We start from the raw sequence: 18,198 nt of genomic DNA, 5'->3' as shown, positions 1-18,198 counted from the left end.
GGCTGTGACTGTTTGTCGGTGCCTCGTGGCAAGGTCTCGAGTGGGCAGGATCGTAGGCGGCGACGGGGAGGTTCGGTGAGTTCGACGAGCTCTGGCGGGGCAGAAGTGGGCGCGAACCCGGCGGAGGGGGCGACGTCGATCGACGGTCCGGTGCTGGGCCCCGGTGAACCGGCTGCCGCGGCCGGGCCCCGACGGATTCTCGGTCTCGCGCTACCCACGCTGGGCGTGCTGGTCGCGGAGCCGATCTATCTGCTGTTCGATCTCGCCGTGGTCGGGCGGCTCGGTGCGCTGGCGCTGGCCGGGCTCGCGGTCGGGGGATTGATTCTGGCGCAGGCGAGTTCACAGTTGACATTCCTTTCCTATGGCACCACGGCGCGGGCGGCGCGCAGGCACGGTGCGGGGGACGAGCGGGGCGCGGTGGCCGAAGGGGTGCAGGCGACGTGGTTGGCGATCGTGGTCGGCGCGCTGATCCTGGTGCTGGTGCAGGTCTGCGCGGAGCCGCTGACCAGCGCGATCGCCGGGGGTGGGGAGATCGCCGCCGAGGCGCTGGTGTGGGTGCGGGTCGCGCTGTTCGGTGTGCCGTTGATCCTGATCTCGATGGCGGGCAACGGGTGGCTGCGCGGGGTGCAGGAGACGCGTCGGCCGCTCATGTATGTCGTTGCCGGGCTTGTTGTTTCGGGCGTGTTGTGCCCGGTGCTGGTGCATGGGCTGCTCGGTGCGCCGCGGCTGGAGTTGCCCGGCTCCGCGGTCGCGAACGTGGCCGGTCAGCTGGTGATGGCCGCGCTATTTCTGAATGCCCTTGTCCGGGAGCGGGTTTCGCTCACCCCGCACTGGTCGGTGATGCGCGCCCAACTGGTCCTCGGCCGTGATCTGATCGTTCGCAGCCTCGCCTTCCAGGCGTGCTTCGTCTCGGCCGCCGCCGTCGCCTCCCGCTTCGGCGCCGCCTCGGTCGCCGCCCACCAGCTGGTCCTGCAACTGTGGAATTTCCTTGCCCTGACCCTGGATTCACTCGCCATCGCCGCGCAGACCCTGGTCGGTGCGGCGCTCGGCGCGAGCGATGCCGCTGGTGCCCGCGGCTTGGCCCGTCGTGTCACTTATTGGTCGGAGATCTTCGCCTTGGCGTTGGCCGCGTGCTTCGCCGCGGGCGCCGGACTCATCCCGAGACTCTTCACCGATGACCCCGACGTCCTGGACCGCACCCACGTCACCTGGTGGTTCTTCGTCTGCATCATCCCGGTGGCAGGCATCGTGTTCGCCCTCGACGGCGTCCTGCTCGGCGCGGGCGATGCCGCCTACCTGCGCACCACCACGCTCGGCGCCGCCCTCCTGGGCTTCCTCCCCGCCATCTGGCTCGCCCTGGTCTTCGACTGGGGCATCGCCGGAATCTGGTCCGGCCTGGTCGCCTTCATGCTCCTGCGTCTGGCCGCCGTCTCCTGGCGAGCCTGGTCCGGCCGCTGGGCTCGAGTCGGCGCCGAAGTCCCGCAAAAGATCTAGCGGAGCCGGTGCGGCGGGGTGGCGGGCGCAGGGGACTACGGATGTGCCAAGGTAGGTGTGGTGATACCCAAGTTGATGGCGGTGAGCGACATTCATGTCGGACACCAGGGGAATCGGCCGGTGGTCGAGCAGATCCAGGCCGACTCGCCGGAGGACTGGCTGATCGTCGCCGGGGACGTGGGGGAGAAGACCGACGACATCCGGTGGGCGCTGGAGTTGCTGCGCAGCCGATTCGCCAAGGTGATCTGGGTGCCCGGCAACCACGAGTTGTGGACGACGGCGAAGGACCCGGTGCAGATGACCGGTGTCGCGCGCTACGACTACCTCGTGTCGATCTGCCGGGATCTGGACGTGCTCACCCCGGAGGACCCGTTCCCGGTCTGGGAGGGCGCGGGGGCCGAAGAGTACGGCAAACCGGTGACGCTGGCACCCTTGTTCCTGCTGTACGACTACTCCTTCCTGCCGGAAGGCGCCACCACCAAGGCCGAGGGCCTCGCCATCGCGCGGGACCGCAATGTGGTGGCCACCGACGAATTCCTGCTCTCCCCGGACCCGTACCTGACCCGTGACGCCTGGTGCCACGCCCGCGTGCAGGTCACCAAGCGCAAACTGGACGCGCTGCCCGAAGGCACGCCGCTGGTGCTGATCAACCACTTCCCGATGGTTCGCCAGCCCACCGACGTGCTGTTCTACCCCGAGTTCGCGCTCTGGTGCGGCACCGAACTGACCGCCGACTGGCACACCCGCTACAACGTGGTCTGCTCGGTCTACGGGCACCTGCACATCCCGCGCACCTCGCACTACGATGGCGTCCGCTTCGAAGAGGTCTCGCTCGGCTACCCCCGCGAATGGCAGCGCCGCGGCCTCCCCGACCGCCTGCTCCGCCAGATCCTCCCCGCCCCCGAGTACCCACCCGGCACCCTGAACAAATGGGGCGGACATTTCCAGGTCACCCCGGAAATGGAAGCCGCCGCCCAGGAGATGCGCAGCAAAGCCCAGCGCCGCCGCGGCGTCTGACCGGAGAACCGGCAGCCTCGGCGAATGTGCGGCGCCGCTGCGCGGCCACCGGTTGACTGCCGGGCCGCCAGCTGTCGCTTCGGCAATTTGATTACAAACGCAACTACTGATTTGGTGTGTACATGGGTAACTCGTCGGGTACGGGCAAACTCACCCACCCGTTGACCGCCGGACGCCAGCCATACATTGGTGGCTCACGAGTCTGGCCTGAAGTTTCGGGGAGGCGGGCGAGCTGATCGAGAAAATTTTGCCTGCCGGTGTCGCGTCGGCTGAGCTGCTGGAGTATCCGGAGGACCTGAAGGCGCATCCGGCGGAGGAGCATCTCATCGCGAAGTCGGTGGAGAAGCGACGCCGGGACTTCATCGGGGCCAGGCATTGTGCCCGGCTGGCGCTGGCCGAACTCGGCGAGCCGGCGGTGGCGATCGGCAAGGGGGAGCGGGGCGCGCCGATCTGGCCGCGCGGCATCGTCGGCAGCCTCACCCATTGCGACGGATATCGGGCCGCGGCGGTGGCGCACAAGATGCGCTTCCGTTCGATCGGCATCGATGCCGAGCCGCACGCGACGCTGCCCGAAGGCGTGCTGGATTCGGTCAGCCTGCCGCCGGAGCGGGAGTGGTTGAAGACCACCGATTCCGCACTGCACCTGGACCGTTTGCTGTTCTGCGCCAAGGAAGCCACCTATAAGGCATGGTGGCCGCTGACCGCGCGCTGGCTCGGCTTCGAGGAAGCGCACATCACCTTCGAGATCGAGGGCAATTCCGCCGATTCCGGCCACGGCACCTTCCATAGCGAGCTGCTGGTGCCGGGGCAGACGAATGACGGTGGGGCGCCGCTGCTTTCGTTCGACGGCCGGTGGCTGATCGCCGACGGGTTCATCCTCACCGCGATCGCGTACGCCTGATGGACGGGCTCGGCGGGCTGCTGATCGTCGACAAGGACGGTGGCTGGACCAGCCACGACGTCGTGGCGAAATGCCGGAAACTGCTGCGCACCAAGAAGATCGGGCACGCGGGCACCCTCGACCCGATGGCGACCGGGGTGCTCGTGCTCGGCGTGGAGCGAGCCACCAAACTGCTCGGCTTGCTGACGCTGACCAGCAAGGCGTACACCGCGACCATCCGGCTGGGCCGGGCCACCACCACCGACGACGCCGAGGGAGAGGTGCTGTCGACCACTCCGGCTCTGCACCTCGCCGATGACGAAATCGCCGCGCACACCGCCAAACTCACCGGTGACATCGAACAGGTGCCCGCGACGGTGAGCGCGATCAAGGTGAACGGCGAACGCGCCTACGCTCGGCACCGCGCGGGCGAAGACGTGCAGCTGGCGGCCCGCCCGGTCACCGTGTCCCGCTTCGACATCCTCGCCCGCCGTGATGTCTCGGACGGTGAATTCGTCGACCTCGACGTGGCGGTCGAATGCTCCTCCGGCACCTACGTGCGAGCCCTGGCCCGCGACCTGGGTGCCGCCCTCGCCGTAGGCGGACACCTGACGGCATTGCGCCGCACCAGAGTTGGCCCGTTCACCCTCGAACACGCCCGCACCCTCGACGAATTGGCGACCGCCGCCGAATCCGACGCCTCGCTGCTCAGCCTCGACATGGACGCGGCGGTCCGAACTGCCTTCCCGCACCGGGACATCGACGAGACGCAAGCCGACGACTTACGCAACGGCCGCTGGCTCGACCCCATCGGCCTCCCCGGCGTCTACGCCGCCATCGACCCGGCGGGACGCGCGATCGCGCTACTCCAAGAGAGCGGCAAGCGCGCCGCATCCGTAATGGTTGTCCGCCCGTCCAACCTGTAACTCGTCACGGCCACGATCCGTTGCCCCGGCACGTGGCCGCGGTCTCCTCATGTGGCCGGTCTCCGCATGCGGCGGCGTCTCGGCAGGTGGCTGGTTCTCGGTGGATGGCAGCTCGGTATTGAGTCGGCTCCTCCGCATGTGGGCCGGGCCGCGGTTTGTGGCAGCCTCTCGGCCGTTGGCCGGGCTCGGTATGTGGCCGAGTCTCCGCATGTGGCCGGGCCGCGGTTTGTGGCAGCCTCTCGGCGTTGGTCGGGCTCGGTATGCGGCCGAGTCTCCGTATGCCGCAGTGCAGTCCAGGACCCCTGCGCTCACTTCCCGCCCGGGCGGAGCTCAGGTCCGAGGAGTGGCTGGAGCGCGCCGAGCAGTGAACCGACGCTGATGTCGAGCAGTTCGGCGCGGGAGAAGTGGTGGTTCTCCAACCATTCGACCGTGAGCACGCGGACGAAGGTGAGCCAGCTCATCAGCACCGAGGAGACCTGGGTGCGGGTGGCGCCTTCGACGCCCATGGCGTCCAGCAGCCGGTGGCGCAGTTCGCCGAGCTCGCCCGCGATGATCGCCTGGATGGTGGGATCGCCCGCGAGCACCCGATTGGCCGCGAGCACGCTGTGGGCATTGGCTTCGAAGTAGTCGAAGTGGGTGTTCAGCCCGGCGGTGAGTTGTTCGGCGAGTGGTCTTTCGGTGTCGAACTTCGTCGCGACGAGCAGTTGGTCCGCCGCTTCCTCGTAGACGCCCGCGAACAGGTCGCGCTTGCTCGGGAAGTGGCGGTAGAGCAGGGCCCGCGACACCCCCGCCGCCGCCGCGACATCCTCCATCAGCACCGCGTCGTAGGCGCGTTCGGCAAAGAGTCGCGCACCGGCTTCCAGCAGCACCTTGCGGCGCTCATCGGGGGAGAGGCGGCGGCGAGTACTCATCGGACACAGCTTAGTTGACGTGTGTCTACTAAGCGTCGTAGGGTCTGTTAGTAGACACACGTCAACTAGTCGGTGGGCATCCGCGAGACCTCGAAATCCGCTGCCCACCAGCACCTTGCGTCGAATTCATTCGGGAGGAAATCATGGCCGCGACACTCAAGTGGCTTTCCATGGTGATGGGCGTGGCCTGCGTAGGCATCGGCTTCCTGCACATGGCACTCGGCATCGACTCGGTCCCCGACATGGGCTCCTCCGGCGTGACCGCCGACAGCCAGAGCCGCTTCTTCGGCGCGATCTTCGTCGGCTACGGCGTCGCGTGGATCTGGGCCGCCCGCCGATCCCCGATCCCCGCCCTGGCCATCCGCTGGCTCGCCGGAATCTTCCTCCTGGGCGCCGTCGGCCGCGCCATCTCGCTAGCAGTCCACGGCTGGCCCCACTGGTTCCAAATCGTCCTGACCATCATCGAAATAGTCCTCCCTCCCCTCTACTTCTGGCTATCCACCGCCGACGAAAACCGCACCACCGCATCGAACGGGACATGACTGCGGCAAAGTGCGAGTAGAGCCTCTGTCATGTCCCGTTCGCCGGACAGGGCTCGGGGTGCTGGGGGATGGGAGGATTTGTAGAGTGTGGATCGGCCGTTGATGTTGCGGTAGTGGGAGGCTGGGCGATGAGTGGACAACCGGTCGATAGGTTCGAGTTGTGGGATCGGGACGGGGATGGTCTCGTGTCGGTCGCCGATATCACCACGGGTATCCGTGGACTCGGGCTGGATGTCGATGACGACGCCGTCGAACGCCTTGTTGCCGCGGCCGACACCGATGGCGACTTCCTTGTCTCCCGAGCGGAATTCGAGGCCGCGCTGGCCGGTGGCCGCATCGAGGTCACCGACGCCGACGCCGCCTTCAAGATCTTCGACACCAACCAGGACGGTCGCATCTCCGTCGAGGAACTCGAATCCCTCATCCGCCACGTCGGCGAGGGCCGCATCGACGAGCCCGCCGCCACCCTGCTCGTCGCCGCCGATCAAGACAACGACGGCTACCTCTCCCTCCCCGAATTCCGCACCCTCCTCGACTTCCTCTCCCGCTGAACGCAATTCGCCCTCGAACGGGACGTGCACGCGCCGAAACCCGACGATCCCCGCCCTCCTTTCCCGTTCGGCGGCCCCGGAAAGTAGGGGGTCTACCTGCGGTAACCGTGGGATGATGGAGAGCGATAGGTCGAGTATCCGATGACCTGATCGAGAGGTGGGGGCGGTGGGTTTCCGCGGAGTTGTGCAGCAGGCGCTCGTTGTCGTTGCGGTGGTGCTGGCGGCGTCGGCATGTGGCGGTGAAGACGGATCGCCGATACCGGCGGATCGGTCTACGCCCGCGACGAGTTCGCTGCCGCTACCGACGACACCCCCCACCGATGTCGTTGAGCCGCCGCGTAATCCGTCACCGGGCACGCCGGCTCCTGACAAGCCCGGAAATCCGCCGCAGGCTTCCGGCACCGTAGTGCTCAAAACCCGAACCCTCTCCGGCGCCCCAGTGCCGAAGGTGCCGGTCGACCTCCGCCTGGTACAGCCGTGCGACCCGGCCTCCCATGACATTCCGCTCGACGGCACGACCGAAGTGCTGCGCCGAGACGCCGTCACCGACGCCAACGGCTCCGCCACCTTCGCGGTACCGGTCGGCTGCTACCGCTTCGGCATGGGCACCCCGCCGCCCGGTACCACCCCGGTGCCGGAGGGCATGCACAGCCTCTTCCTGCTCCACCAAGGCCAGGTCGTCTCCGGCGAACTACGGTTCCAGGAACCGAACCTGCCCCCATTCTGCGCCGCCCAAACGATCGTGCACGACCTCGACGACATCGGCGAACTCGGCAGCCACAACGCGACAGTCACCGAATGCGACGGCAACTGGGCGGTCATCGTCTGGGATGTCCCCGGCGACAGCCAGCGCATCGTCCGTCGCGCCCCCGACGGCTGGGCCACCTACGTCTACTTCCCCCACGACGTCTGCTGGACCAAGGCCGCCGCCGACGGCGTCCCCACCCGCCTCCAGGACTACTTCATCATCTGCTGACCACCACCCACCCGACCAAGCTTCACCGCCGGGACATGACTGCGCCGAAATGCGAGTGACGCCTCACTGATGTCCCGTTCGCGACGCCCGGGCCTAGGTGGTGAGCCAGATGGCTTCGGCGGCGGGATTGCCTAGGTCGGTGGGGGTTTCGGTGGTGCCGATGCGAATGGCTATGGTGCCTGCGAAATCTCGGCGTTCCAGGACGGTGATGGTGGTGTCCAGGGCGATGCCGACGGAGTCGAAGTAGCGGAGCATGTCCGGGTCGGAGTCGGAGATGCGGGCGACGCGACCGGACTCGCCCGCGTGGAAGTCGCTGAGCTGGCGGGCCGGTGGGGTGGGGACGGCGCCGTCGACGGAGGGGATGGGGTCGCCGTGCGGATCGCGGTCGGGGTAGCCGAGTTTGGCGTCGATGCGGGCCATGAGCAGTTCGGAGACCGCGTGCTCGAGCACCTCGGCTTCGTCGTGCACCTCGTCCCAGCCGTAGCCGAGCTCGTTGACCAGGAACGTCTCGATCAGCCGGTGCCTGCGCACCATCGCGACCGCGGCGCGTCGACCATTTTCGGTGAGGGTGATCGAGCCGTACCGGGCGTGCTCGACCAACCCTTGATCGGCGAGCTTGCGCACGGCCTCGGAGACGGTGGACGCGGACACCCCGATCCGTTCGGCGAGCAACTTGGTCGACACCTTCTCCTGCGACCACTCCTGTGCGGTCCAGATCACCTTCAGATAGTCCTGGGCGACCGAGGACAGCTCCGGCGCGATGGTCGCGGTGCCGCCGGTGGCTTGTCTCGACGCATCGGCAGCGGCGTCGGCTAGCTCACGGCGGGTGGCGATATCACGTTTACCGGGCACATACCCGAGCTTAAGCACATGCCACCCGATTGACACAGCTCGCCGCACGGGGGAACCGGGGATTCACCGCCCGTACACGGCTCCGCCAAGCGTGCTGTGACATCGGCGGCAGCGGCGCGGCTCCGGGCAGGCTTCGGTCGGGCTCCGTTCGACTGCGCGATATAAGCTGCGGACTGTGCAGAGATGGAGAGGTCTCGACGATGTGCCCGCGGACTGGGGCCGGTGTGTGCTCACGATCGGTGTGTTCGATGGCGTGCACCGCGGCCACGCGCAGCTGATCAGCCGTGCCGTGAAATCGGCCGCCGCGCGCGGTGTCCCGGCGGTACTGATGACCTTCGATCCGCACCCCATGGAGGTCGTGCGACCCGGCTCGCATCCGGCGCAGCTGACCACGCTGACCCGGCGCGCGGAACTGGCCGAGGAACTGGGCGTCGACGTGTTCTGCGTCATGCCGTTCAACCGAACTTTCATGAAGCTGACCCCCGCGCGCTACGTGCACGACCTGCTCGTCGAGCGGTTGCATGTGGCCGAGGTGGTGATCGGCGACAACTTCACCTTCGGCAAGAAGGCCGCGGGCACCATCGACACCATGCGCGAGCTCGGTCGGCGCTTCGGCTTCGAGGTGGACGGCGTGACGCTGCTCGGTGAGCACGCGGTCACCTTCTCCTCCACCTACATTCGCGCCTGCGTCGACGCGGGCGACATGGCGGCCGCCGCCGAAGCGCTCGGCCGCCCGCACCGGGTCGAGGGCGTGGTGGTGCACGGCGACGGCCGCGGCCGCCAGCTCGGCTTCCCGACCGCGAACGTCGCACCGCCGATGCACGCCGCGATCCCGGCCGACGGGGTGTACGCGGGCTGGTTCACCGTGCTCGGCCCCGGCCCGACCATCGGCACCGTCACGCCCGGCGAGCGCGCGATGGCCGCCATCTCGGTCGGCACCAACCCGACCTTCTCCGGCCGCGCCCGCACCGTCGAGGCGTACGTGCTCGACGGCGAGGCCGACCTCTACGGCCAGCACGTCGCGGTCGATTTCGTCGACCACGTGCGCGGCCAGCGCAAGTTCGACTCGGTCGACGAACTCATCGAAACGATGGGTCGTGACGTGGAGAACGCCCGCAAGGTCCTCGCCGCCGCCGACGACCGGTAGCTCCGGAATCCTGCGCTGACCGGCCCCAGCCGATCGCGATTCGGTTCGGCACGGCCGGTCCGGTAAGGTAGATCCTCGGGTTTGCTGCGGTCCGCGGTGGCACCCGAACCGGGTAACCGGAAATTCGAGCGCGGGACTGAAATAGGAGTGGATGCCCCATGGCACTGACCACCGAGCAGAAGTCGGCGATTCTCAAGGAATACGGCCTGCACGAGAAGGACACCGGCTCGCCGGAGGCCCAGATCGCGCTGCTGTCCAAGCGTATCTCCGACCTCACCGAGCACCTGAAGGTGCACAAGCACGATCACCACACCCGGCACGGCCTGCTCGCGCTGATCGGTCGTCGTCGTCGGCTCTCGAAGTACCTGGCCGCCAACGACATCCAGCGCTACCGTTCGCTCATCGAGCGTCTCGGCCTGCGCCGCTGACAGCTTCACACCTGGGCTACCCGAGGTAGCCGCAGACCGGGCCAACGGGGAGACGTACAATCTCCCCGTTGGCTCTTTGTGTATAGGGGCGACTGCTCGTGTTCGAGCGGCCCTGGTGCACGACAACATTGCACAGCCGTATGCACCCGCCTGCGTGGCGTCGGTCTTCGGTAGTGGCCTCCCGGCAGGGGATATACCGCCGGCGGGCTTCGATCGATGACCGCCTCCGCGTCGCCGTGGTCCAAGGGGATCCGGCCGGGTGTGCGTGCCGTAGCCAGGATGGTTGCCGCGCGTCCGTACCCGGTATGGCTGACGAGAGTCGGATCGCGCCGACCGGCGCTTGATCCGGCGAAGACGAGAGGTTGAGAGAAGAGAATGTCCGAAACAACTGAACGCAAGTCCTCGGCTGTAGAGGTCGAGCCCGGTGTGTTCGAATCCGTCGCGCTGATCGACAACGGCAGCTACGGCACCCGCACCGTCCGCTTCGAGACCGGCCGGCTGGCCCGTCAGGCCGCGGGCTCGGTCGTCGCCTACCTGGACGACGAGACCATGCTGCTGTCCGCCACCACCGCGGGCAAGCACCCGAAAGACCAGTTCGACTTCTTCCCGCTGACGGTCGACGTCGAAGAGCGCATGTACGCCGCGGGCCGCATACCCGGCTCGTTCTTCCGGCGCGAGGGCCGTCCGTCCACCGACGCGATCCTGACCTGCCGCCTGATCGACCGTCCGCTACGCCCGTCGTTCGTCGACGGCCTGCGCAACGAGATCCAGGTCGTCGTCACGATCATGAGCCTGGACCCGAACGACCTGTACGACGTGGTCGCGATCAACGCCGCGTCCGCGTCCACCCAGATCGCCGGTCTGCCGTTCTCCGGCCCGGTCGGCGGCGTGCGCGTCGCGCTGATCGACGGCCAGTGGGTCGCGTTCCCGACCGTGGAGCAGCTCGACGGCGCCGTGTTCGACATGGTTGTCGCGGGCCGCGTGGTCGAGTCCGGTGATGTCGCGATCATGATGGTCGAGGCCGAGGCCACCGATAAGGTCATCGCGCTGATCGAGGGTGGCGCGCAGGCGCCGACCGAGGCCATCGTGGCCGAGGGCCTCGAGGCCGCCAAGCCGTTCATTGCCCGCCTCTGCAAGGCGCAGGCGGATCTGGCCGAGCTGGCCGCCAAGCCGACCGGCGAGTTCCCGCTGTTCCCGCCGTACGAGGCCGATGTCTACGAGGCCGTCGAGGGCACCGCCAAGCGTGAGCTGGGCGAGGCGCTGTCGATCGCCGACAAGCAGGAGCGCGAAGCGAAGATCGACGAGATCAAGCTCGACGTGCTGTCCCGGCTCGGCGACGACTTCGCCGGTCGCGAGAAGGAACTGGGCGCCGCCTTCCGCTCGGTCACCAAGAAGCTGGTGCGCCAGCGCATCCTGACCGACGGCTTCCGCATCGACGGTCGTGGCCTCGCCGACATCCGCGCGCTGTCCGCCGAGGTCGCCGTGGTGCCGCGGGCCCATGGTTCCGCGCTGTTCGAGCGTGGCGAGACGCAGATCCTCGGCGTCACCACCCTCGACATGGTGAAGATGGCCCAGCAGGTCGACTCGCTCGGCCCGGAGACCAGCAAGCGCTACATGCACCACTACAACTTCCCGCCGTACTCGACCGGTGAGACCGGCCGCGTCGGTTCGCCGAAGCGTCGCGAGATCGGCCACGGCGCGCTGGCCGAGCGGGCGCTGATGCCGGTGCTGCCGAGCCAGGAAGAGTTCCCGTACGCCATCCGTCAGGTGTCGGAGGCGTTGTCCTCCAACGGTTCCACCTCGATGGGTTCGGTCTGCGCCTCGACCCTGTCGCTGCTGAACGCCGGTGTGCCGCTGAAGGCCCCCGTCGCCGGTATCGCGATGGGCCTGGTGTCCGACACCATTCAGAACGACAAGGGTGAGGACGAGGTGCGCTACGTCGCACTGACCGACATCCTCGGCGCCGAAGATGCCTTCGGCGACATGGACTTCAAGGTCGCGGGCACCCGCGATTTCGTCACCGCGCTGCAGCTCGACACCAAGCTCGACGGCATCCCCTCGCAGGTGCTGGCCGGTGCGCTGAGCCAGGCGCACGACGCCCGCACCGCCATCCTGGAGGTGATGGCCGAGGCCATCGACACCCCGGACGAGATGAGTCAGTACGCCCCGCGCGTCACCGCGATCAAGATCCCGGTCGACAAGATCGGCGAGGTGATCGGGCCCAAGGGCAAGGTGATCAACCAGATCACCGAGGAGACCGGCGCCAACATCTCCATCGAGGACGATGGCACGGTCTACGTCGGTGCGACCAACGGCCCGGCGGCGCAGGCGGCGATCGACCAGATCAACGCCATCGCCAACCCGCAGCTGCCGAAGGTCGGCGAGCGCTTCCTCGGCACGGTCGTCAAGACCACTGCCTTCGGTGCGTTCGTCTCGTTGCTGCCCGGCCGCGACGGCCTGGTGCACATCTCCAAGCTGGGCAACGGCAAGCGCGTCGCCAAGGTCGAGGACGTGGTGAACGTCGGCGACAAGCTGCGCGTCGAGATCGCCGATATCGACAACCGCGGCAAGATCTCGCTGGTCCCGGTCGAGGACGACAACGCGGAACAGGCAAGCGACGCCCCGGAAGCCGACACCGTTGATGCGGGCTCGGCGGCGACCGAGTAGTACTTGTCTTTGTGACGACGAAGAAGACGACAACCCCCCTGCTCCGGCGCGAGCAGGGGGGTTCGTCACTGGAGCTGCGGAACACCATGAACGATCCAGGCGTACAGCGCACCGTGCTACCCGGCGGACTGCGCGTGGTAACCGAGCATGTGCCCGGCGTGCGTTCGGCGTCGATCGGTGTCTGGGTGGGAGTCGGCTCGCGTGACGAAGGGCCCACCGTCGCCGGTGCGGCTCACTTTCTCGAACATCTGCTGTTCAAGGCGACGCCGACCCGAACCGCGCTGGACATCGCGCAGGCGATGGACGCCGTCGGCGGCGAGCTCAACGCGTTCACCGCGAAGGAGCAGACCTGCTACTACGCGCACGTGCTCGACGAGGACCTGCCGCTGGCCGTGGACATGGTCTCCGACGTGGTGCTCAACGGGCTGTGCCGCGCGGAGGATGTCGACGTGGAACGGCAGGTGGTGCTCGAAGAGATCGCCATGCGCGACGACGACCCGGAAGACCTGGTCGGCGACGCGTTCCTGTCCGCCCTGTTCGGTGATCATCCGATCGGGCGGCCGGTGATCGGTTCCATCGAATCCATCGAGTCGATGCACGCCGGGCAGCTGCGCGGCTTCCACCTGCGGCGCTATCGGCCGGACCGGATGGTCGTCGCGGTCGCGGGCAATGTCGAACACGATCACACGGTGGAGCTGGTGCACCGCGCGTTCGAGAATCGGCTCGATCCCGCGGCCACGCCAGCCAAGCGTCGCGAGGGCCGGTTTCGACCGGCCAGTGAGCCGGAACTGCACTGGAGCCACCGCGACAGTGAGCAGGCGCATCTGGCGTTCGGTGTGCGCGCGTTCGGCCGGCACGAAGGGGAGCGGCGCTGGCCGCTCTCGGTGCTCAACACCGTGGTGGGTGGTGGGCTGAGTTCCCGTCTGTTCCAACGGATTCGGGAAGAACGCGGGCTGGCTTACTCGGTGTACTCCAGTGTGGACACCTTCGCCGATACCGGTGCCTTCTCGGTGTATATCGGCTGCCAGCCCGAAAACCTCGGCAAGGTCGCCGCGTTGGCCCGCGGTGTGCTCGAAGAGGTTGCCGCCAACGGTATTACGGATGCCGAATGCGCCCGGGCCAAGGGTTCGCTGCGTGGCGGTCTCGTGCTCGGCCTGGAAGATTCCGCGTCGAGGATGAACCGGATCGGCCGCAGTGAGCTCAGCTACGGCAACCATCGCAGTGTGTCGGAGACCTTGGCCCGCATCGACGCGGTCACCACCGAGGAGGTGTCCGCGATCGCGAGCACCCTGCTGGGTCGGCCGTTCGCGGCCTCGATTGCGGGGCCGTACAAGCGGACTCGCGAATTACCGGCCGCGGTGCGTCGACTGGTCGCGGACTGACGACGGTCAGTGCTCGGCGGGTTCATCGGGCGCGTACAACGTCACCGGTGCGGATTTGCCTTTCAGGGTGACGTCCGGCCGGGCGAGCAGGGCGTGGTCCGTGCGCAGTAGCCGCCGAGTCTGCTCGCTGAGCAGGATGGTGTCGCCGGTGTGCCGGGTCGCCGCTTCGACGCGGGCGGCGACGTTGATCGCGTCGCCGATCACGCTGTAGTCGAATCGTCCTGCGCCGCCGATGTTTCCGGCGATGACGGTGCCGGAGTTCAAGCCGATCCCGATGTCGAGTTGCTGGCCCGGCGGCTGCTTCAGAGCCGTTCGGATGTCGAGTGCCGCCGCCAGCGCGTGCTCGGCGTGCTGGGTATTGGCCTGCGGTGCACCGAAAACGGCGAGCAGCCCGTCGCCGACGAACTTGTCCACGTGCCCGTCGTGCCTGCGCACAATCGGCACCACCAGCTCGAACAGGGTGTTGAGCGCGGCGACCACCTCGCGCGCCGGATGTCGTTCGGCATAGCCGGTGAAGCCGCGGACATCCAGGAACAAGGCCGTGACCTCGACTTCCGCACCCGCCAGCGACGGACCTTCGCGCAGCACATGTTCGGCGACAGCGGGATCCAGGTAGGTGCCGAACGCGGTGCGGATTCGTTCGCGCTCCTGCAGTCCGTCGGCCATGGTGTTGAACGCGTGCGCGAGCACGCCGACTTCATCCATCGACACGATCGGCACCCGGGCGGTCAGCTCGCCGCGGCCGATCCGTTCGGCCGCCACGCGGAGGTGAGCGATCGGCGCTGTCACCGAATTAGCCAGCAAGGCCACCGGCCAGCTGGTGATGAGGAGGGCAACGAGCAGGGATGCCCCGACGCCGGTGGATATGGTCTGGATGGTGTGCGGACCGACCAGTCCGGCGACTGCGGTACCCGCGATCACCACCGTCCCCGGCACCGTGATCAGCAGGCGCCCGTTCAGGCTGGCCCGCGGAATGGGTGCGACGGCGCTGTTCGGAAGTTCGGCACTGATCTGGGCCAGCACCGGTCGGATCAGTAGTTCGGTGAGCAGGATGCGCTCCGTCAGCCAGTACAGCCACACCAGTAGTGAGCCGGGGAAGAACAGCAGAAACGACTCCGCGGGGAGCCCGAGCAGTCGGACACCGAAGACGTTCCACGCCGCGATCAGAGCGATGACCACCAGGTAGGTTCGTTTCCGCCGCAGCGGCGCCCAGGGTAGGTCGGCGACTGCCCGCCAGGCGGCGATGGCATTCTCCGGGGTGTGCGTGCGCGTCCAGGTATCGAGGACGCGCAGGCGCCTGCGCGTCGGGCCGAGCCACAACAGCGCGTCACCCGCGTACACGATCATGGAACCAGCGACGATCAGGCACAGTGTGGCGAACGGCATCGGTGCGTACAGGATCGTGAGGACCGCGGACCCGAGGCCGATGAAACACCCCAGGACAGGCAGCCGGATGAGCGACCTGGTGACGGATGCGACATCGTTTCTGCGAGCCACCCGCACCATGATGCTCTACCGGCACAGACTCACCCCGTTCGACGTGCGCGAACACCGGTGGTCGAGTACCGGCGACGGGCGGAGGCCAGGCGAGTTCTTCGGCAGTTGATGCCGACCGACGCGTCCCCGCGATCAGTCCCGGTGCGCTCGGTTGGCGGCTTCGACGACCGCGGACACCACACCGGGGAGCGAGGTTTCGAGGTCCTGGGTGCGCAGGCGTTGCCAGATCTGGCCGTCGACGATCACCCGCTCGATGACGCCGGCCTCGCGCAGGATCTTGAAGTGGTGCGTGGCGGTCGATTTGTTGATCACGTCGTAGAGCAGGTTGCACCGGACCGCCGTGCCCGCGTTGCTCAGGCGGCGCACCATCTCCAGGCGGATGGGGTCCTGTAGCGCGCCGAGCACGGTGGACAAGGGGGCCACCGGCGGGGCGTCGGCCGCCGCCTCCTTAGCTTCGGTCATGATCTACCTCACTCCGGGGTTTGATGATCGTCATACCAGCTGTAATGTCGGACGCGGTTCGATCATTATCAAACTTACCTGATCGGAGTTTCGATGGCAGCGACGACAGTGGTGCCCGCCGCTGACGAGCAGACCTCACAACGCTGGGCCTACGGGCTGGTGTTGGCCGCGAGTGGAGTGGCCCTCGGGGTGTCCGGAGCGCCCGCCCCGCTGTACGGCATGTATCAGCAGGAATGGCATTTCTCGCCGTTGACGACGACCTTCGTGTTCGCGGTGTACGCGTTCGCGGCGTTGGGTGCGGTGCTGGTGTCGGGCAAGATCTCGGATGTGGTTGGCCGCAAGCCGGTTCTGCTCGGTGCGTTCGTGACGATGATCGCCGGGCTGGTGGTGTTCCTGCTGGCGGATAACGTCGCGATGCTGTTGGTGGCGCGTGCGTTGCACGGCTTCGCGGTCGGTGCGACGGTGGTCGCCGGTGCGGCGGCCCTGCTGGATCTGCGCCCCAAACACGGCGCGCGGTCCGGGCAGCTCAGCGGGGTCGCCTTCAATGTCGGTATGGCCGTGGCGATTCTGGGTTCGGCGCTGCTCGCGCAATACGCGCCGCATCCGCTGCGCACGCCGTACGTCGTCATCACCGTCGTGTGCCTGCTCATCGGCATCGGCGTCATCGCGTTGGAGGAACCGCACACCGGGCGCATCGCGGGCCGGATCAGGATCGCGAAACCGGCTGTGCCGCCGGAGATTCGCGGCGACTTCTGGTTCTCCGCGCTGGGCGTGATGGCGGCCTGGTCGGTGCTCGGCGTGCTGCTGTCGCTGTACCCGTCGCTCGCGTCGGCCGAAACCGGCATCCACAACCTGGTATTCGGCGGCGCGGTGGTCGCGTCGACCGCACTGGCCGGTGCCACCACGCAGCTGTTCGCCACCCGGATTCCGGCCCGCCGCGCGGCCATCGGCGGCGACACCGGCATGGCCGTGGCGCTGCTGCTCACGGTGCCCGCGCTGCACACCGGCAACTGGGTCGTCGTGCTGCTGGCCGGGGTACTGCTCGGCGCCACCTTCGGACTCGGCTTCGGCGGATCACTGCGCCACCTGTCCGAGGTTGTGCCGCAACACAAGCGGGGCGAAACCATGTCGGCCTACTACCTGCTCGCCTACTCGGCCATGGCGCTGCCCACCATCCTCGCCGGTTGGGCCGCCACCACCTGGGGCCTGAGCACCGTATTCCCCTGGTTCGTCGTAGTCGTCGCCGCGGCCTGCCTGACCGCCGCCGGACTCGGCCTGCGCCGCGGCCGCACCCCCGTCGAACAGCCCGCATGATCAAGGATTGGCATTTGCCGCCGCCGATCCGCTAAAGTCTCTCTTCGCATCCTGGAACCCCCGAGATGCGAACGCGGATGTAGCGCAGTGGTAGCGCATCACCTTGCCAAGGTGAGGGTCGCGGGTTCAAATCCCGTCATCCGCTCCCCGAAACCCCGGTCCCAGTCGGCCGGGGTTTTCCATTTCACCGCAACGGTCTCAACGATCAGTCGGTGAGTATTCGGGCGACCTCGCGGGCGCTGCCCCAGGAGAGGCTGACGCCTAGACCGTCGTGGCCGTAGTTGTGGATGATTCGGGTGCGGCCGAGGGGTTGTTCGTCGAGGCGGGCTTGGGTGCGGCCGGGGCGCAGGCCTACCTCGTGGCCGATTACTTCGGCGTCGGCGAGTTTTGGCTCGATGGCTATGCAGCGGCGCAGGATCTGGGCGGCTACTTCCGGGTCGGGGGTCAGGCTCCATTGGCCTGGTTGGCGGACACCGGCCAGGATCAGGCGGTCACCGTGCGGGAAGAACCCGGCGAACTCGGGTTGGGGGACGGCTTCGACGTAGAAGTGGCTGATACCGGGGTTTCGGACGATGACGTGCTGTCCGCGCACCGGTTGCACGCCGTCGTCGGCGGCGAGTTTGCCTGCCGCCACGCCGGTGCAGTTCACCACGACGGGCGCGGCCGCTGCGGCCTCATCCAAACTTCGCACCGCCCGCTGTTCGATTTCGACGCCGTTCGCGGCCAGGCGACCGGTCAGATATCGCAGGTAACGCGGCAGATCGATGAGTGGGGCCGTGCTCCACAGGCCGACCAGCATGCCGTCGGGCAGTTCGTCGGGGGCGACCATTTCCACGTCGAGCAGGTCGTCGATCCAGGGTGGCGGCTCGGCGGAGAAGTTCGACACCTGAAGTCCGCGTTCGAAATGTATGCCGGACTCCGGATCCTCGGCCAGCCGGGAGAACTCGCTGAACGTGACGCGACTCCATGCCAAATCACGCGGCGTGTAACCGGGCCCCCAAAGCCCACTCGCGACGGCCGACGTCGTTCGCTCGGGCGGCAACTCGGCCCACACCCGGACCCGATGACCGTCCTCCGCCAGGCAGACCGCGGTCGTCAATCCGATCACACCCGCCCCGAGCACCAATACGTCATTCGCCATGATCGCGACCG

General features: G+C 67.7%; 17 protein-coding genes and 1 tRNA gene. 13 read left to right on the top strand and 5 right to left on the bottom strand.

From position 1 onward, the window contains the following. Positions 1-150: 150 nt before the first annotated feature. The 4 genes from ACFK0J_RS27995 (at position 151) to truB (ending at position 4,317) form a co-directional block, all read left to right on the top strand. On the top strand, positions 151-1,494 hold the full coding sequence (locus ACFK0J_RS27995) for an MATE family efflux transporter (RefSeq protein WP_378743080.1): 1,344 nt from the start codon (positions 151-153) through the stop codon (positions 1,492-1,494). A gap of 60 nt (positions 1,495-1,554) precedes the next feature. Continuing rightward, positions 1,555-2,511, top strand: coding sequence for a metallophosphoesterase family protein (locus ACFK0J_RS27990; protein WP_378743078.1), 957 nt, complete (start codon positions 1,555-1,557; stop codon positions 2,509-2,511). Positions 2,512-2,743: 232 nt separating this feature from the next. Further along, the gene (npt, locus tag ACFK0J_RS27985) at positions 2,744-3,412 is read left to right on the top strand and encodes a 4'-phosphopantetheinyl transferase Npt (protein WP_378743076.1); all 669 of its coding nucleotides are present in this window, start codon (positions 2,744-2,746) and stop codon (positions 3,410-3,412) included. Continuing rightward, positions 3,412-4,317, top strand: coding sequence for a tRNA pseudouridine(55) synthase TruB (gene truB, locus ACFK0J_RS27980; RefSeq protein ID WP_378732317.1), 906 nt, complete (start codon positions 3,412-3,414; stop codon positions 4,315-4,317). Before npt ends, truB begins: the two co-directional genes overlap by 1 nt. 308 nt (positions 4,318-4,625) lie before the next feature. Here the strand turns inward: truB and ACFK0J_RS27975 are convergent, their stop codons facing one another. Continuing rightward, entirely contained in the window at positions 4,626-5,228 is a 603-nt protein-coding gene (locus tag ACFK0J_RS27975) for a TetR/AcrR family transcriptional regulator (protein WP_378732314.1), read from the bottom strand. A gap of 143 nt (positions 5,229-5,371) precedes the next feature. Between ACFK0J_RS27975 and ACFK0J_RS27970 the strand changes: the two genes are divergently transcribed. The 3 genes from ACFK0J_RS27970 to ACFK0J_RS27960 all read left to right on the top strand — a co-directional run bounded on the left by ACFK0J_RS27970 (position 5,372) and on the right by ACFK0J_RS27960 (position 7,297). Beyond that, on the top strand, positions 5,372-5,770 hold the full coding sequence (locus ACFK0J_RS27970; RefSeq protein WP_378732311.1) for a DUF4345 domain-containing protein: 399 nt from the start codon (positions 5,372-5,374) through the stop codon (positions 5,768-5,770). A 128-nt stretch (positions 5,771-5,898) separates the two neighbouring features. Further along, positions 5,899-6,321 carry an EF-hand domain-containing protein gene (locus tag ACFK0J_RS27965; protein ID WP_378732308.1) on the top strand — a complete coding sequence of 141 codons (423 nt, stop codon included), beginning with the start codon at positions 5,899-5,901 and terminating at the stop codon, positions 6,319-6,321. 166 nt (positions 6,322-6,487) lie between these two features. After that, entirely contained in the window at positions 6,488-7,297 is an 810-nt protein-coding gene (locus tag ACFK0J_RS27960; protein WP_378732305.1) for a hypothetical protein, read from the top strand. Positions 7,298-7,390: 93 nt separating this feature from the next. Here the strand turns inward: ACFK0J_RS27960 and ACFK0J_RS27955 are convergent, their stop codons facing one another. Next, on the bottom strand, positions 7,391-8,059 hold the full coding sequence (locus ACFK0J_RS27955) for a metal-dependent transcriptional regulator (RefSeq protein ID WP_378743074.1): 669 nt from the start codon (positions 8,057-8,059) through the stop codon (positions 7,391-7,393). A 265-nt stretch (positions 8,060-8,324) separates the two neighbouring features. Between ACFK0J_RS27955 and ACFK0J_RS27950 the strand changes: the two genes are divergently transcribed. From ACFK0J_RS27950 to ACFK0J_RS27935, 4 genes are all read left to right on the top strand, one after another. Further along, complete coding sequence (locus ACFK0J_RS27950) at positions 8,325-9,296, top strand: bifunctional riboflavin kinase/FAD synthetase (RefSeq protein WP_218470464.1); 972 nt, start codon at positions 8,325-8,327, stop codon at positions 9,294-9,296. A 158-nt stretch (positions 9,297-9,454) separates the two neighbouring features. Next, positions 9,455-9,724 carry a 30S ribosomal protein S15 gene (rpsO, locus tag ACFK0J_RS27945; protein ID WP_014986888.1) on the top strand — a complete coding sequence of 90 codons (270 nt, stop codon included), beginning with the start codon at positions 9,455-9,457 and terminating at the stop codon, positions 9,722-9,724. Positions 9,725-10,099: 375 nt separating this feature from the next. Beyond that, complete coding sequence (locus ACFK0J_RS27940; protein ID WP_378732301.1) at positions 10,100-12,391, top strand: polyribonucleotide nucleotidyltransferase; 2,292 nt, start codon at positions 10,100-10,102, stop codon at positions 12,389-12,391. Positions 12,392-12,477: 86 nt separating this feature from the next. Further along, complete coding sequence (locus ACFK0J_RS27935; RefSeq protein WP_218470462.1) at positions 12,478-13,773, top strand: pitrilysin family protein; 1,296 nt, start codon at positions 12,478-12,480, stop codon at positions 13,771-13,773. A 6-nt stretch (positions 13,774-13,779) separates the two neighbouring features. On the opposite strand, the gene ACFK0J_RS27930 is transcribed toward ACFK0J_RS27935, so the two are convergent. Further along, the gene (locus ACFK0J_RS27930) at positions 13,780-15,270 is read right to left on the bottom strand and encodes an adenylate/guanylate cyclase domain-containing protein (RefSeq protein WP_378732297.1); all 1,491 of its coding nucleotides are present in this window, start codon (positions 15,268-15,270) and stop codon (positions 13,780-13,782) included. A gap of 132 nt (positions 15,271-15,402) precedes the next feature. Next, the gene (locus ACFK0J_RS27925) at positions 15,403-15,732 is read right to left on the bottom strand and encodes a helix-turn-helix transcriptional regulator (RefSeq protein WP_218470459.1); all 330 of its coding nucleotides are present in this window, start codon (positions 15,730-15,732) and stop codon (positions 15,403-15,405) included. 93 nt (positions 15,733-15,825) lie between these two features. On the opposite strand from ACFK0J_RS27925, the gene ACFK0J_RS27920 reads away from it, so the two are divergent. Then, complete coding sequence (locus ACFK0J_RS27920) at positions 15,826-17,046, top strand: MFS transporter (protein ID WP_378732293.1); 1,221 nt, start codon at positions 15,826-15,828, stop codon at positions 17,044-17,046. Between the two features lie 73 nt (positions 17,047-17,119). After that, positions 17,120-17,191: transfer RNA gene (locus tag ACFK0J_RS27915), tRNA-Gly, on the top strand. Positions 17,192-17,251: 60 nt separating this feature from the next. Here the strand turns inward: ACFK0J_RS27915 and ACFK0J_RS27910 are convergent. After that, a complete protein-coding gene (locus tag ACFK0J_RS27910; RefSeq protein ID WP_378732291.1) occupies positions 17,252-18,187 on the bottom strand; it encodes an FAD-dependent oxidoreductase in 936 nt (311 codons plus the stop codon). Positions 18,188-18,198: the final 11 nt, after the last annotated feature.

This window comes from Nocardia brasiliensis, assembly GCF_042691675.1.
Taxonomy (GTDB): domain Bacteria; phylum Actinomycetota; class Actinomycetes; order Mycobacteriales; family Mycobacteriaceae; genus Nocardia; species Nocardia brasiliensis_D.
This window is presented reverse-complemented; position numbering and strand designations above follow the sequence as displayed.